The following is a 16405-nucleotide window of genomic DNA, read 5'->3' on the forward strand; positions in this document are numbered from 1 at the left end:
TAAAAGAGGCTGATCAATAGTAATCAGCCTTCTTTAACACATAATTTATTAATTACTTTTGTAAAGCTTCTGCCACACAAGCGTTTACAGTTTTAGAAACCACTTGGTTTACGATTGTAGCACGTGTATTTACATCAAGTGCAGCTGCAGCTAATTCTACTGCTGTCACACTGTTTGGAGCCTTTTCGCTCACACAACCACAAACATTGGTTTGGATGCTATCACGTTGCTCAGCAGTCATATATTTTGTTGCTGTTTTCCAAGCTGCGACATTATTAATCTCTGTAATACATTTCGCATTTACAGCAACCTTTAACGCAGCAACTCCCAATTGTTGAGTTGTGGTTTGTGCAGAAGCAGCACCTGTACCAGTGCCTGTAGTTGTTGCACATGCTGTTAAAGCTAAAACAACTGGTGCTAGAGCGAGCATCAATTTTTTCATCATTTTTTCCTTTGATTGAACGTTGGCAGCGCGTATTGTGCCTAAACTCAACTTTAGAAGAAACAAATAATTTGATGCATTTATGCAAACTATTTTGCCGACCGAAACTCAGCTCATCAAATGCTTTTTTTGGGGTAAAACGTTCTGTTTTTAGCACGCTCTGTCACATTTAAAACATTTCTTAAAATCTGTGCTTTCCCCTAAAATCACAAATCAAAACGACAAAAAAAGGGTCTTTTATGCCTGCTGCTTCCTCTCAGTATTACACCCGTACCGCACAAATTCTGCATTGGGTGATGGCAATTATTTTCATCGTCGCATGGGTTATTGGCTTTTATAGTGGAAATTTTTTAAGCTATGACGTTGATGGCAGCTTTAAAGGTGATGTGATTACGTTGCACAAGAATATTGCAACCACCATTATCTTTTTAGTCATTATCCGGATTTTATGGCGCTATACACATCCAGCTCCAAAACTACCTGACACCATGTCACCGATGATGAAAACTCTGGCACACGTGGGTCATCTATTCCTTTATGTAATTTTAGTGGCTTTACCTGTCACTGGTTGCTTGTTTAGTTGGAGTGCTGGTCACCCTGCCCCTGTTTTATATTTATTTGAAATTCCGCGTTTAGTGCAAGATAACCCAGAGCTTTTAGCTGTTGTTAAACCATTACATATTTATATTTCTTGGTTTGCCGGTTTTCTCATTGTTGGGCATGTACTTGCAGCTTTGAAACACCACTTTATTGATAAAGACAATATTTTAAATAGTATGACCAAGCAGCCTAAATAAACCTGATGTATAAAAAAACCGCCCGAGATAGGCGGTTTTTTTATTTATATTTTTTGGATTTCTGCAATCCACTTTTGTTTCTCTTCATCTGAAATGAATGAAGCTTCGAAAGAATTAATTGCGAGTTGTTTCAACTCATCATTGTTTAAGTCTAAAGCTTGCTGGATGGCAAAGAAATTATCATTCATATATCCACCAAAATATGAAGGATCATCTGAATTAACCGTCACGTGTACGCCTTTTTGTAAAAGACGGCGGATATTATGATCTTTCATATCCTTAACAACACATAGCTTTAAGTTACTTAAAGGACAAACTGTTAATGGCATTTTTTCATTAATTAAACGTGCCATTAATTGTTCGTCTTCTTCAGAACGCACACCATGATCAATACGATTCACTTTAAGTAGATCTAAAGCTTCCCATACATATTCAGGAGGACCTTCTTCACCAGCATGAGCAACGATTAAGAAACCTTCTTCACGCGCCTTAGCAAACACACGTTCAAATTTAGCTGGCGGATGCCCTACTTCACTTGAATCAAGGCCTACAGCAATAATATCTTGCTTAAACGGCAGCGCTTGCTCAAGCGTTTCAAATGCAGCTTCTTCACTTAAATGACGTAAGAAACACATAATCAGTTGAGAGCTAATACCAAACTTAGCTTTGGCATCTACACAAGCACGCTTTAAACCATTAATCACAGTTGAGAACGCAACACCACGGTCTGTATGGGTTTGCGGATCAAAGAACATTTCTGTGTGAACGACATGATCTTCGGCACATTTCTCAAAATAAGCCCATGCTAAATCATAGAAGTCTTGTTCATGTACAAGAACATTCGCGCCAGCATAGTAAATATCTAAGAATGATTGAAGATTATGAAAGTTATAAGCTTGCTTTACTTCTTCAACAGATTTGTAAGGAATCTGAATCTGATTGCGCTGGGCAATTGCAAACATTAATTCAGGTTCGAAAGTCCCTTCAATATGCACATGCAATTCGGCTTTTGGTAAGGCGCGAATCAGCTCGACTTGATTCATATTAACTCCACGTCTAAAGAAAAAAGGGTGTGGTCAAAATCACACCCTTTTATAATTTTCTTCTTATTGAAAACTATGTCTAAGATAGCTCAAGAAGAAAATTATAAAAAATCATATTAACCGCCAAACGCGATAAATTTAAATACCCAAAGCGCAGCAATAATCCATACCATGTACGGTACAGTTTTTGCCTTACCCGTGAATAATTTAACTAATGCATAGCTAATAAAGCCCATTGCAATACCATCAGCAATTGAATAGGTGAATGGCATAAATACAATGGTTAAAAATGCTGGAACAGCTTCAGTAATATCATCCCAATCAATGTGAGTGATTCCTTGGATCATCAACACACCAATGAACAATAAAGCTGGCGCCGTTGCAAAACCTGGTACAGATTGAGCAAGAGGTGCTAAAAATAAACAGCAGATAAATAAGACTGCAACCACAACAGCAGTTAAACCAGTACGTCCGCCTGCTGCTACACCTGAAGCTGACTCGATATATGGTGTAGTTGAAGATGTACCTAATGCGGCACCTGCAACGATTGCAGTAGAATCTGCAAATAATGCTTTCTTCAAACGAGGTAATTTACCGTCTTGTAAAAGACCTGCACGGTGTGAAACACCAACCAAAGTACCAGTACTGTCAAACAAGTCGACAATAAAGAATACGAAAATGACGCCGACCATACTTGCTGTAAATAGACCTTCAAAGTCCATTTGCATGAATGTTGGTGCAATTGAAGGAATTTGACCCACTACACCCTTAAATTCATTTAAACCTAAAGCAGTAGCGATGGCCGTAACCACTAAAATACTAATAATGATTGCACCGCGAACCTTTAACTGGTGTAAAACCACAATCATTAAAAATCCGAATAGCGCTAATAATACTGTAGGCTGTTTGATATCACCCAAACCGACTAATGTCGCTTGGTTATCAACAATGATTCCAGCATTTTTGAGTGCAATCAGTGCTAGGAACAAACCAATACCACCGCCGATTGCAAATTTAAGAGACATTGGGATTGCATTAACAATCGCTTCACGAATTTTAAAGAAGCTAATTGCAAGAAAGACAAGGCCTGAAACAAAAACAGCGGCTAAAGCTGTTTGCCATGGCACGCCCATTCCCATACAAACCGAATAGGTAAAGTAAGCGTTTAAACCCATACCAGGAGCCAGTGCGATTGGATAATTAGCAATGATCCCCATTACTAAACATCCGATTGCTGCTGCCAAACAGGTCGCAACGAATACGGCACCATGATCCATGCCGGTTTCAGATAAAATGAGTGGATTGACAATAATGATGTAACACATCGTTAGGAATGTAGTTACACCAGCAAGAACTTCAGTTCGGAAAGTGGTTTTATTGTCGCTTAGCTTAAATAAACGCTCTAACCAGCCTGCCGAAGAATTGGGCGCCGCCATAAGTAGCCTCTATGCAAAATCTGAACTGTGGAATATTTACGTCTATGTAGGTCTCTGAACAATATTGTTTTTCTGTTCAGTCCTATAAACAAGAATCTCAAATTTAAGAAGCAACAAATATGCCACTCATTTGATTTCTAGCTTTATACATAGCAAACAACCACAGCCCCTCTTGAAACACAAAAAAGCTGCATAACCCCTATGCAGCTTTTTTACTATACGTTCAATAAGTTTAACAGATTCAACAGAAACATGATCAAAATTTATGAAAAGATATGACCAATGACACTGTAAAAAGTTAGAAATTTATAGCTCGTTATTGCTAGAAAATAATTTTTTTCTCGCCTATATATTGTTGCATATGAAAAGAAGCTAAATTGCTGTGATGAGCATGATTCGGATTTCGTTCGATACTTTGCAGGTTTTTTTCAGCTTCTTGTATGATCTGCATTAGCTCTTGATGTCTTTTATTTTGAGTATCTAAATAAGCCCAATACCCTAATACAAAGACAATACCCACACACAACACTATTAATACTTTATTGATCATTATTATTATCTCTATGTTTTTAATGTTAATGATCTTAACAAAAAATTATAGCTTTGTGAATATTTTCACATTTATTTACAATAACACACTCTTATTCAAATTATTGAAAATAAAAGTTATTTTAAAAATATCATTAAAAAACCTACTAAATATTAAACTTTTCCATTGAAAAGTAACTTTATTTAATAAGAGCTTATTTTAGTTATTTTTAATATTATCTTTTTATCGGTTTTAACTCTTAAGTTATTTTAAAGATAGAGCATAGACAAATGTGTATACGGCTTGAAATTTCTTTTTATTTGCTAAGCTTTAAATGAGATAAAAAGGAGCTATTTTCGTTAATGTACTTTTCTTTAAAATTGTTTCTTTAGCGACTAATTTCTATGTTGCATGTTTAGCATGGAAAGTAAAAATTCATCTCAAAGAAATCTTCATCTTATTTAAAAATATTTTTCTCCTTTAACTCTATTGGTTGACTAGCAAAATTACGTCCAAGTTTTATCGTTCTATAAATCGCACCAAGCTTTCTATTTTCATAGCTTCATTCCAATAAACGCTACGATAAACTGTATTCAGATAAAAAATTAAATCAGGAGAATACATCATGTTTGATATGCGTTTATCTCACGAGCGTGGTGCAGCACATCATGGTTGGTTACAATCAAAACATAGCTTTTCATTTGCTAACTATTGGGATCCTAAACAAGTTGGTTTTTCGGATCTGCTTGTAATTAACGATGATAACGTTGCTCCATCTAAAGGCTTTGGTACTCACCCTCACCGTAATATGGAAATTATTTCCTATGTACTTGAAGGTGCATTAGAGCATAAAGACTCGATGGGTACAGGCTCTGTGATTGTGCCGGGTGACATTCAGCTGATGAGTGCAGGTCGTGGTGTTGCTCATAGTGAATTTAACCATTCAGCTCAAGAAGGCGTTCATTTCTTGCAAATTTGGGTTGTTCCAAATGAAGTGAATACAGAGCCAGGCTATCAACAAGTTCATATTGATGAAGCAGACAAACGCGGTAAATTGCATTTGATCATCTCACCAAAAGGTGGCGAGAAAACTTTATCGATCAAACAAGATATTAATATTTACTCAGGTCTTTTTGATGGTGAAGAAACTGCTGACTTTGTGATTCCTGATGGTCGATATGTGTACCTACACGTTGCTAAAGGTCGTGTTGATGTAAATGGTAAAACCTTTAACACCGGCGATGCTGCACGTATTCGTGAAGGTGGAAGCTTATCGTTTACCAATGGTGATAACGCCGAAATTTTGATTTTCGATATGCGTCCTGAAGAAGTTCCAACCATGCCATAAAATCAATTAAGCCCTCACATAAACTTTATGTGAGGGCTTTTTATCGTTACTTGGACTTATAAAAATTCTAACTCTGCTCAATGCTCTTCTGAACGTGCCATCTCTGTATTGATATAGCTCATAATCATAGTAGTTAGCCCCTGCACCATTTCATCAAAACTAATATAAGGGTTTGGCAAAATAAGATGCCGTGCGACATTAAAAATTCCACTATTGATACAAATATAGGTAATTACAGGCAAATTATTGATTTTTAGGTATTTTGGATTATGCATCATATATTTCATGATCACTTCCATTAAAGCCTGTTCAATTTTGGGAATGTATTTGTCGTACTGCAATTCTCCTGCATAACGTAAAACAGTCAAATAGCGGTCGTTATTTTTCTTTAATAAATCACTAAAAGTATAAAAAATCATTTCGATGACAGGCTCTAACTCCAACTGTAAAATTGTCGGTGTAAGCTCTGTAATCATGTCCAGAATTTCGCGAACAAAAAAGTGATTCATCGCATCATAAATTTCTTCTTTATTTTTAAAATATTCGTATAAAGACCCGACACTCACTCCTGCAATTTCTGCAATATGACGTGTCGTGGTTCCACTCGGTCCATGAAGTGCCACGGCAATAAAACCTGCTTCAATAATCGTGTCGACAGTGACTTTAGCTCGAGTTTGACGTGGTTTACGCGTAGTCATACGATCTAATTAATAATCCGAACATAAAGTCAGATTAGCATGTAATCTAACTCGGTAGAAATAAAAAAACAAAATCCGAATAGTTGTCAAACTTAAGTGAAAAAACTGAGAAAAATAGATCTCAATTTATCAATCAATTGATGTTTTAATTCATTATTTCCAGAGATTAGAAATAAATTTAATTTATTATTTTTCAAAAAGATAAAATCAATTTATTTAGAAAAATTATTACAAGAAATGTCTATAAAATACTTTTATATATTTAAGAATTTACCCGAATTGAATCCGAACATAATGTCAGATTAATATGAAAAAATTAAAGAAGAGTCATTCAGCAGCTCTAGTCTGTCTCGGTTCTTCTTCCGTTATTCAGCCAAATAATCAAACAAATAACGGAGCAACAACACCGTAGTCAATGCAGAGAATCATCTGTTTTTGAAAATGGAATTTTACAGTGCTTTGTTGATCATTGAGTTTATTGATTTTCATCAAAATGCACCACTACTTTGCCTCAGGGTGTCGCCATGATCTCGACCGCAGTTAAAAAATCATTCAACAAGCTTAAATTTCAGCGTGAAATTGAGCTACCAGATTTTGCTAGCAAAAGTTCAATTCCAATCAGACATTTAAATATTGGTTTTGATGGTAAAGAAATTGATGTCAGATTCTATATGGACAATCAATTTGCTACTTTGTTTTTTGCCACACTTTCGGTGTTTTTAACTTACGGCGAAGATCTGGTGATTGAAACCGCTCGCCATCACCGTGAATTTATCAAAGATCCAATATTAAAGCAGCGAGTAACGTCGTTGATTGGCCAAGAAGCAATTCATTCTAAATTGCACAATGAATATAACGATGCCCTTCAAGATGCTGAATATCCTGTCGCGCTATATCGTTTTCTTGGCTCAAACTTCTTTAAGTATGTTTTCTTAAAGTTTCCACAGCCACTCAAATTATCAATGATGGCAGGTATTGAGCATTTTACTGCGGTACTTGCTGAATACATGATGAAGCACGAAAAGAACTTCTACTATTCAGATGACGAAAAAAGCCGTGCATTGTGGATGTGGCATATGCTTGAAGAATCTGAACATAAAGATATTGCCTACGATGTATATCAACTTTTAAATGGTAGCTATGCACTACGCACGTCTGGTTTCTTCCTCGCGCTATTTACCATTTTAGGTTTAATCCCTGCGACTACATTATTTGTGCCTGTGTTAAGAAAGCCACAAGAGATGCTGACTTTGAAATTCTGGAAAGATGCTCGTCGCGGTGTAGGCTTAATCTTTGGTCCAAAAGACGGAGTTTTCGGCAGTACGATTGGTCAAATTCTTGACTACTTACGCCCAGATTTTCATCCAAATGATCATGATACAACTGAATATCTTGAGTATTACAAAAAGAAATTGCTGACCGAAGGCGGCGCAATTGCTCCTTACTTTGTTAAAGAATTTACCCCACCAGTACGCATGTCTTAATCGTCCTGCATTTCCAGCTATCAAAGAGGTAGCTGGTATCTCTTCAAGCTATTTATGGATGAATCATGATTTTATTTGGCAAAAAGAAAGTTAAACCAAGCCAAAAAGCTTATGCCGTAGTGACGGGTGCAGGCAGTGGGATTGGTCGAAGTTTTGCAATTGAACTTGCGAAACGTGGTGGCAGCGTAGTGTGTGCAGATATTAATCTGGAGGCTGCTGAAGAAACAGTAAAACTTCTTGAACAAGAAGGTGCAAAAGCTTTTGCTATGCGCTGTGATGTGGGTAACGCTGAACAGGTTAACCATCTCGCTGAAACTGCTGAAATCTTGCTTGGGCACCCTGTAACTCTTGTCATTAATAATGCTGGTGTGGGTTTGGGTGGTAAATTTGACGAACTCAGCCTAGAAGACTGGAACTGGGTCATGAATATTAACCTATGGGGAGTTATTCATGGTTGTCACGCATTTGTTCCCAAGTTTAAAAAGTTAGGTTACGGCGCGATTATTAATGTGGCATCTGCAGCATCTTACACGGCTGCACCAGAAATGACTGCTTATAACGTGACTAAAGCGGGTGTGCGTGCGCTTTCAGAAACGCTTTCAGCTGAACTGCATAAGTTTAATATTAAAGTGAATGTACTCTGCCCGACGCTGGTTCCAACCAATATCATTAAAAATGGTCGAATTCCAGGACGCTATTCAAAGCTAGCAGACCATGCGCTGATGAACTATGCCTTAACGACAAGTGATGATGTTGCAAGATTAACACTTAATCGCCTTGATCAGGATGAGATGTATACCATTCCTCAAATTGATGCGAAGTTATTCTGGCTCATGAAGCGTGCATCCCCAAGCTTGTATACCAAGTTCCTTGGCACCTCGTACAAATTATTTAAATAAGAAATTTATAGGTAGTACACATATGACTGCGCAAATGAAAACAAATGCATCAGCAAAAAAAGCTGTCAAATCACCAAGCCATATTTTCGATACTTTTATTGTGGGTGCGGGCATTTCAGGGATCGCTGCTGCCATTCGCCTAGATCAAGTTGGTTATACCAATTATAAAATTATTGAAAAAGCTAGCCGCGTGGGTGGAACATGGCGTGAGAACACCTATCCGGGTTGTGGTTGCGATGTACCTTCTGCTCTTTATTCTTACTCATTTGCACCAAGTGCAAAATGGAGCCATTTATTTGCGCGCCAACCAGAAATCTTAAGTTATCTGGAAGATGTGAGTAACGAGTTTAATGTTACGTCTAAAATCGAATTTAATAGCGAACTGCTCAACGCAGCGTGGGATGACTCACGTCATGTGTGGGTGCTTGATACCAGTACTGGTCAATATTTATCAAAAACTGTTATTTTTGCCACAGGTCCAATTACCGAAGCTCAAATTCCACGTCTTGAAGGCTTAGAAACATTTAAAGGCGAGATGTTCCATTCTGCTAAATGGAACCATGATTATGATTTAACTGGTAAACGCATTGCCGTGATTGGTACTGGTGCATCTGCTATTCAGTTTGTGCCACAAATTCAACCAAAAGCGAAAGAGCTTTTTGTATTCCAACGTACAGCACCTTGGGTATTACCAAAACCAGATACAGACTTGGGTGAGTTTAGTAAATCAGTGATTGCTAAATATCCGTCTATTCAGGCGAGCTGGCGTAAAAGTGTAGCGTTAACGCTGAATGCAATTAACTTTGGTTTACGTAATCCACTTGCCCTAAAACCAGTCAATGTATTGGGTAAGCAATTACTTAAATTGCAAATTAATGACCCTGTGCTACGTAAAAACGTAACGCCAAACTTTGACATTGGTTGTAAACGTATTTTATTCGCTAATAATTACTACCCTGCACTACAAGCATCGAACACGACCCTGATCCCTCATGGTTTAGTGAAGGTTGAAGGCAATACAGTGGTTGCTGCTAATGGTGAACGCCACGAAGTTGATGTGATTATTTGGGGTACAGGTTTTGAAGTATCTCATCCACCAATTGGTAAACGTGTCCACAATGAAAAAGGTCAATGTTTACAAGATATTTGGAAAGATAGTTCACCAGAGGCTTATTTAGGAACCAACATTGAAAATGTACCAAATGCATTTTTAATTTTAGGACCTAACGTACTGGTTTATGACTCTTTCATTGGTCTGGCAGAAGCACAGCTCGACTATATCGTAGATGGCTTATTGAAAATTAAAAACAAAGGAATTAGCAAGTTAAATGTTAAATCTGATGTGATTAAAAAGCATAATGATTTAGTACAAAAGCACTTACAAACAACGGTATTTAATAGCGGCGGATGTAAGAGTTACTACCTTGATGCAAATGGTCGTAACTTTGCTGCATGGCCTTGGTCATTGAAAAAACTTAAACAACGTTTGAAAAAAGTAGATTTGAAAGATTATGAAGTGACGTATCAAACGACAAAAACTCACTAATTTGTATTTTCGATCAAATTAGTTGTAAGAAATAGGCAGTGTATTTTAGGTTTTCATGAAATACACTGCCTTCTTCGTTGAATATCTTCAAGAAATAAAAAAACAGGATAAAGATGAAAGAAGGACAATCAAGTCGTACTGCTGAAGCCGCTGCTGCATTACGGGCCAATCATTTTCAAAATACACAGAACCCTGTATTTTCAGATCCTTATGCTTTTGAACTAACCAGTAAAGGCTGGAAAAAACTTCTCTCTAATTCACTGATTGTTAAAGTGATGAATTCTGCGGTTTTAAACCGTACTTTAGGTCTACTTACTGGACAAGTGGTCGGTCGCTCTCGTTATGCCGAAGATTTACTTACTCAGGCAGTTCAACACAACACTAAACAATATGTATTAGTGGGTGCTGGCCTAGACTCTTTTGCACTACGTGAATCACACCATTACCCTACTTTGAAAATTTTTGAAGTTGATCATCCTGATACTCAAGCGGCCAAACAAGCCAAGCTAAAAAAGTTAGGAAATATTCCTACTACCGTTGAGTTTGTCTCGATTAACTTTGAAAAAGAGTCTATTTCGGAAGCCTTGACCAGAAGTCTCTATGATCAATCTGCTCCTGCATTTTTTTCATGGTTAGGCACAACGCACTATTTAAACCCGCAAACGACCTTGCAAACTTTAAAAAGTATTGCTGAATTTGCTGCAAACGGTAGCGAAGTGGTACTCGACTATTCGACCGATTTTCAGGAATTAAACGGTATTGAGCGACTTGGAAGTATGGGCGTTGCACAATTTACCCATTTGCTGAAAGAGCCTTTACTAGGTCAATTTAAACCAATAGATTTACATCAGGCCGTGGAGCAGATGGGATTTGAAGTGATCGAAGATCTTTCAGGTGAAGCCATTATTGAACGATATTTTAATGCACGGACCGATGAAATTCGCCACACCTCAGCAACACGGTTATTGCATTTGCGTTTAAATAGAAAATGATGTTGAAAGCCAACTTAGACCTTAAGTTGGCTTTTTTAATTGAGGTTAATACCATCGTTACCAACTTGAATGAGGCTCTGGCCCATCGACATGCTGATTTAAAAATTGGCGTAAATGATCTAAAAAGTGCGCGACTTTAGGCGACAGATTCAGTCTCTCTAAATACACCGCATAGACATCTGCTGGTGGTGTTTCATAGTCCGCTAGCACTTGAACTAATCTACCACTTCTTAAATATTTTGCTACGTCCCACTCTGCCCGCATCAAAATACCATAGCCTTCTAAGGCCCAATTTAATGCAACTGCACCATCATTCGTACTCAGTTGCCCATGAACTTTAACGGTTTCAACTTGTTTGCCATGACTTAACCGCCAATTGCCATAAGCAGAATCATTTTGCCGAATCACAATACACTGATGCTGCGTTAAATCATGAGGAGTGAGTGGTTGCCCTGCTGTTTTTAAATAGCCAGGTGATGCACATAATAAACGGCGGTTGGCTGCCAATTTTTTTGCAATTAGACGTGAATCAGGTATTTCGCCAAAGCGGATTGATACATCAATGGCTTCATCTGGCAGATTAATCGGGCGGTCTGTTAAATGCAGTTGGACATCGACATCAGGATAGATTTTGGCAAATGTAGAAATCGCTGGCGCAATATAAGAACGACCAAAGCCTAAAGGAGCATTCACACGCAATACCCCTTTGGGTGCTGCCCGACTACTTGAAACCAAACGCTCCATTTCATCAATCTCTTTTAAAATACGAACCGCATTTTCAAAGTAGACCTCACCTTCACTGGTTAAACTAATTCGCCGTGTTGTTCTATTTAAAAGCCTTACTCCTAAACGCTCTTCAAGTTGAGTTAAACGTCTAGAAACCGCAGGTGGAGTCAAGTTTAACTCTCGTGCCGTCGCGACAAGACTTCCTTGTTTGACCAATAAACAAAAGAAAGCTAATTCCGTATCTGCATTCATGATTATTAAGTTTTTTGCAATAGTGATTTAACTTTATATCGATTCATCAGTTTTTTAAAGGGTTTAACATCCATTTCAATGTTTCCCGACATAAGCCATCTCTTGTTTAAGAGCATAACAATGTCCGCAGAAGGAATGCTGTGGATCAACGGGAAAAGCCATCTAGCCGAATCAATAGCGGTAAAGAAAGCGAAAACTACCAATCAGGATTGGTAGTCATGAATATGGAGTCATGACATGGAAATGGATATTGAAAAGCGAACGTTACGTCGAATTACTTGGAGAATCGTACCGTTTATTATGTTGTTATACCTTATAGCCTATATCGACCGCGTCAATATTGGTTTTGCCGCACTCACCATGAAAGAAGACTTAGGCTTTACAGCCTCGGTTCTCGGGTTTGGTGCCGGAATTTTCTTTTTGGGCTATTTCTTATTTGAAGTCCCATCCAACATTATTTTGCATAAAGTCGGTGCCCGTATCTGGATTGCTCGAGTCATGGTGACATGGGGCCTGATTGCAGCCGGTATGGCGTTTGTAGAAAGCTCAACCAGCTTTTACGTTATGCGATTTTTACTCGGTGTTGCCGAGGCTGGCTTCTTTCCCGGCATTATTCTGTACTTAACTTACTGGTTTCCTGCACGACATCGCGCTGGTGTGATTGCTTTATTTATGGCAGCCGCCCCAATTGCCACAGCAGTTGGTTCACCAATCTCTGCCGCGTTACTTGAAATGCATGGAATTTGGGGTCTCGCTGGCTGGCAGTGGATGTTCATTATTGAAGCTATACCAGCACTCATCTTAGGCGTTGTGGTTTTTAAATATATGACTGACCGCCCTGAACAAGCTACTTGGTTAAAACAGGATGAACGCGAATGGCTTGTAAAAACCATGAAGGAAGAGGATGTAGGAAAAAATGCACCTCAGCATCACAGCATTCTTCGCGGTCTTGCCAACCCACGAGTACTTGCTCTTGCATTGATTTATTTCGGAACGTCGGCTGGGCTTTATACACTCGGCATCTGGGCGCCACAAATTATTAAACAGCTTGGCGTGACGTCTATGACTGTGGGGCTTTTAAATGCCATTCCACCAATCATTTCTGTCATTGCCATGGTTTTATGGTCTCGACACTCTGACCGCACCAATGAACGTACATGGCATGTTGCTCTCGCATGTTTAACCGCAGCAGTTGGTCTCGCAATTGCAGCAGGCACACATAACGTCATTGGATTAATTGCAGCACTTACCATTGTGAATGTCGGTATTAGTTGTGCCAAGCCACCGCTATGGAGCATGCCAACCATGTTCTTGTCAGGATCAGCCGCAGCAGCAGGCATTGCCACGATTAACTCAATCGGAAATTTAGGCGGGTTTGCAGGACCTGCCATGATCGGCTGGATTAAAGATCAAACTGGAGATTTCACAGGCGGACTCTATTTTGTTGCAGGCCTACTCATCATCTCGACCTTACTGACACTAGTGCTGAGCTTCTCCCAAAAAGTGAAAGTAAACGCTGCCAAAGCAACCCAATAACCCTATTTACACCAATTAGATCTGAACAAGTTTCTTCAAGGAGCACAACATGGACAAAGATATTGCAGTCCAATCCCTTACGGACACCATGGCCAAATTTACGGCTTATATTGGAAAACGCCTACCTAAAGATGTGAAAAGCAAGTTAATTGAACTGCGTACTTTAGAAACCAATCCATTGGCTAAATCAGTTTATGACTCGATGGAAGAAAATCAGCAAGCTGCCGATAAACTCAACCGCCCAAGCTGCCAAGACACGGGTGTTATTCAATATTTTGTTGAAGCAGGTGCTAACTTCCCTTTGCTTGGTGAACTTCAAGATATTTTGAGCGAAGCAACTGCTGAGGCAACTCGCATAGGTCCTTTACGTCACAACGCTGTGGAAACCTTCGATGAAAAAAATACGGGCACCAATATAGGCACTCAAATTCCATGGTTAGACTGGCGTATTGTGCCTGAACTCGACACTTGTACCATTGATGTTTATATGGCTGGTGGCGGTTGTACCCTACCGGGTGCGGCAAAAGTTTTAATGCCAGGTCAAGGCTACGAAGGCGTTGCTGAATTTGTGATGGATGTTATTACCGAACGCGGTGTAAATGCCTGCCCACCGTTACTGGTTGGTGTAGGCGTATCAACTTCGGTTGAAACCGCAGCTCGTCTTTCTAAACTCGCGATTATGCGTCCGGTTGACTCAACAAGTGAGAACCCACGCGCTGCCTTAATGGAACAACTGTTAGAACAAGGTCTTAATGAAATTGGTATTGGTCCTCAGGGGCTCACAGGGAATAACAGCGTAATGGGAGTCAATATTGAATCTTCTGCACGCCACCCATCAACCATTGGGGTTGCCGTAAATACAGGTTGCTGGGCACATCGCCGTGGCAAAATTAAGATTAACCCAGATATGTCGTATGAAATCTTGTCTCATGAAGGAGTTGTACTATGAAAAAAATTCTGACAACTCCTATTAAAGATGAAGATCTTTTAGATCTTAAAGTCGGTGATGTCGTTTATTTGACTGGCCGCTTGGTAACTTGTCGTGACGTTGCCCATCGCAGACTGATCGAACAAGGTCGAGAACTGCCAGTTAACCTTGAAGGCGGAGCGATTTTTCATGCCGGCCCTATTGTTCGCAAAAAAGGTGAAAACGACTTCGAAATGGTTTCGATTGGCCCAACAACCAGTATGCGGATGGAGAAGTTCGAACGAGAATTTATCAAACAAACTGGCGTTAAGCTTATTGTGGGTAAAGGCGGCATGGGGCCAGAAACAGCTGCCGGCTGTCAGGAAAATGTTGCGGTTCATGCCATTTTTCCAGGTGGATGCGCAGTGCTCGCAGCAACTTTGGTTGAAGAGATTGAAGGCGCTGAATGGCAAGACCTAGGTATGCCAGAAACCCTTTGGATTAACCGTGTGAGAGAATTTGGTCCGCTCATTATTTCTATCGACACCAAAGGCAACAACCTGATTCAACAAAACAAAGTTGAATTTCAAACCAAGAAAGCACCGATTTTAGAAAAAATCAGTAAGCAACTAAGCTTTATTAAATAAACTGCTCTTTAATGAAGGGAAAGCAAAAGCACCCTTCATTTTTTATTTTTGTACTAAACGCATGGCATGAGGTGTTTTCCCATGCCATCTTTTATAAGCATGAATAAAACTGGCAGGTTCTGCATAACCCAACCACTCGGCAATCTGTTCAACCGAAGCTTTTGGTAATGCCAAATATTGCTCAGCTAGAACTTGCCTTACTTCTTCACGTATCTGAATAAAAGTCATTCCCTCTAATGCCAAGTGACGGCGTAGGGTCCGCGCATTTAAATGCAAACGTTCAGCCACGATTTCCATAGAAGGCATTTCCCCTCGCACATTCATAAGTTGCTGTTGCACTAAGGTTGTAAATTTATTTTGTGGTTGGCGTTTCTCTAATATTTGACGGCACTGTTCTTCGGCTGTATGTAGCACCAAATCATTTGCCATAAGTAGCTTTTGATCTACTTTTTGCGGGTCAAGAATTACAAAGCTTTTCGCAGCACCAAATTCAGGCATCACACCAAATAAGTTCTGATAAGGCTCGGCATCACCTTTGGGTTGGAAAGAAAAAGCCAAATATTGGCAAAAATTGTCCTGCACCAAATCTCGCTGTACCGTAATGAGTGCAGCGGCATCTCGTTCAATAATGAATTGACGCACTGATAAAGGAATATCTTGCTCATCAATTTCGATACGGATTCCTTGCGGTGTATCCGACACATCAAAGCGGGTAAAAGCAAAGGTTAAGGTAAAATAGGTCAAGGCCAAATCTAGTGCTTCGCGAATGCTGGCGCTACTCATCAGAGCCATACCTAATGGCCCAAATGTGGTGAAGTGATAACGTGCGCCTACTTCTAAACCTAATGTTGGTCTGTCTCCTAGTTGCTCAACCAAGTTCTGAATCAACTGTAATTCCTGATGGCCTGTCACCACCATATTAGGGTCGAGTAATTGTTGTTGGCTAAGCCCTGTCCCTTGCAAAATCGTCTGATAAGAAATGCCTGATTCCACCGCAAAATCAGCCATTAACCGAACACTATGTACACTGCGTTCAAAAGCCCATGCATACTTCACTGTATTGCTCAGAATGTCCTCGAATCACAATATTTTGTCCTCATCCATCCTCTAAATCAAGTTAATA

16 protein-coding genes are annotated in these 16405 nt (G+C 39.3%); 9 read left to right on the top strand and 7 right to left on the bottom strand.

Translation table 11 applies throughout. The features are described from left to right. Positions 1–52 precede the first annotated feature (52 nt). Positions 53–442 carry a hypothetical protein gene (locus AAC388_RS12675; protein ID WP_005076998.1) on the bottom strand — a complete coding sequence of 130 codons (390 nt, stop codon included), beginning with the start codon at positions 440–442 and terminating at the stop codon, positions 53–55. Positions 443–681: 239 nt separating this feature from the next. On the opposite strand from AAC388_RS12675, the gene AAC388_RS12680 reads away from it, so the two are divergent. Next, on the top strand, positions 682–1239 hold the full coding sequence (locus AAC388_RS12680; protein ID WP_005076999.1) for a cytochrome b: 558 nt from the start codon (positions 682–684) through the stop codon (positions 1237–1239). Positions 1240–1283: 44 nt separating this feature from the next. On the opposite strand, the gene AAC388_RS12685 is transcribed toward AAC388_RS12680, so the two are convergent. From AAC388_RS12685 to AAC388_RS12695, 3 genes are all read right to left on the bottom strand, one after another. Then, positions 1284–2282 (bottom strand): adenosine deaminase, encoded by a 999-nt coding sequence (locus tag AAC388_RS12685; RefSeq protein WP_069122646.1) that lies wholly within the window; start codon positions 2280–2282, stop codon positions 1284–1286. A gap of 116 nt (positions 2283–2398) precedes the next feature. Further along, positions 2399–3718 carry an NCS2 family permease gene (locus AAC388_RS12690; protein ID WP_005070381.1) on the bottom strand — a complete coding sequence of 440 codons (1320 nt, stop codon included), beginning with the start codon at positions 3716–3718 and terminating at the stop codon, positions 2399–2401. Positions 3719–4040: 322 nt separating this feature from the next. After that, positions 4041–4268 carry a hypothetical protein gene (locus AAC388_RS12695; protein ID WP_002163179.1) on the bottom strand — a complete coding sequence of 76 codons (228 nt, stop codon included), beginning with the start codon at positions 4266–4268 and terminating at the stop codon, positions 4041–4043. A gap of 604 nt (positions 4269–4872) precedes the next feature. Here AAC388_RS12695 and AAC388_RS12700 point away from each other — a divergent pair. After that, positions 4873–5595 (top strand): pirin family protein, encoded by a 723-nt coding sequence (locus AAC388_RS12700; RefSeq protein ID WP_014206180.1) that lies wholly within the window; start codon positions 4873–4875, stop codon positions 5593–5595. Positions 5596–5672: 77 nt separating this feature from the next. Here AAC388_RS12700 and AAC388_RS12705 read toward each other — a convergent pair whose 3' ends face one another. Continuing rightward, a complete protein-coding gene (locus AAC388_RS12705) occupies positions 5673–6293 on the bottom strand; it encodes a TetR/AcrR family transcriptional regulator (RefSeq protein ID WP_002163161.1) in 621 nt (206 codons plus the stop codon). 524 nt (positions 6294–6817) lie between these two features. Here AAC388_RS12705 and AAC388_RS12710 point away from each other — a divergent pair. From AAC388_RS12710 to AAC388_RS12725, 4 genes are all read left to right on the top strand, one after another. Beyond that, positions 6818–7777 (top strand): metal-dependent hydrolase, encoded by a 960-nt coding sequence (locus tag AAC388_RS12710; protein WP_342370742.1) that lies wholly within the window; start codon positions 6818–6820, stop codon positions 7775–7777. 65 nt (positions 7778–7842) lie between these two features. Continuing rightward, a complete protein-coding gene (locus AAC388_RS12715; protein ID WP_032056753.1) occupies positions 7843–8676 on the top strand; it encodes an SDR family NAD(P)-dependent oxidoreductase in 834 nt (277 codons plus the stop codon). Between the two features lie 22 nt (positions 8677–8698). Then, positions 8699–10222 (top strand): NAD(P)/FAD-dependent oxidoreductase, encoded by a 1524-nt coding sequence (locus AAC388_RS12720; protein WP_342370743.1) that lies wholly within the window; start codon positions 8699–8701, stop codon positions 10220–10222. 113 nt (positions 10223–10335) lie between these two features. Continuing rightward, a complete protein-coding gene (locus AAC388_RS12725) occupies positions 10336–11214 on the top strand; it encodes a class I SAM-dependent methyltransferase (protein WP_342370744.1) in 879 nt (292 codons plus the stop codon). 57 nt (positions 11215–11271) lie between these two features. Here the strand turns inward: AAC388_RS12725 and AAC388_RS12730 are convergent, their stop codons facing one another. After that, on the bottom strand, positions 11272–12192 hold the full coding sequence (locus AAC388_RS12730) for a LysR family transcriptional regulator (RefSeq protein ID WP_016802988.1): 921 nt from the start codon (positions 12190–12192) through the stop codon (positions 11272–11274). A gap of 237 nt (positions 12193–12429) precedes the next feature. On the opposite strand from AAC388_RS12730, the gene AAC388_RS12735 reads away from it, so the two are divergent. From AAC388_RS12735 to ttdB, 3 genes are read left to right on the top strand one after another with little or no spacing between them, the layout of a single operon-like run. Beyond that, positions 12430–13728 carry an MFS transporter gene (locus tag AAC388_RS12735; RefSeq protein WP_069119543.1) on the top strand — a complete coding sequence of 433 codons (1299 nt, stop codon included), beginning with the start codon at positions 12430–12432 and terminating at the stop codon, positions 13726–13728. Between the two features lie 49 nt (positions 13729–13777). Continuing rightward, a complete protein-coding gene (ttdA, locus tag AAC388_RS12740) occupies positions 13778–14677 on the top strand; it encodes a L(+)-tartrate dehydratase subunit alpha (RefSeq protein WP_342370745.1) in 900 nt (299 codons plus the stop codon). Next, a complete protein-coding gene (gene ttdB, locus AAC388_RS12745; protein WP_101663794.1) occupies positions 14674–15282 on the top strand; it encodes a L(+)-tartrate dehydratase subunit beta in 609 nt (202 codons plus the stop codon). Before ttdA ends, ttdB begins: the two co-directional genes overlap by 4 nt. Positions 15283–15324: 42 nt before the next feature. Here ttdB and AAC388_RS12750 read toward each other — a convergent pair whose 3' ends face one another. Then, positions 15325–16338: an AraC family transcriptional regulator gene (locus AAC388_RS12750; protein WP_342370746.1), complete on the bottom strand. Its 1014-nt coding sequence runs from the start codon at positions 16336–16338 to the stop codon at positions 15325–15327. Positions 16339–16405 lie beyond the last annotated feature (67 nt).

Origin of the sequence: Acinetobacter sp. D009, assembly GCF_038562025.1 — a bacterium.
GTDB classification, from domain to species: domain Bacteria; phylum Pseudomonadota; class Gammaproteobacteria; order Pseudomonadales; family Moraxellaceae; genus Acinetobacter; species Acinetobacter pittii.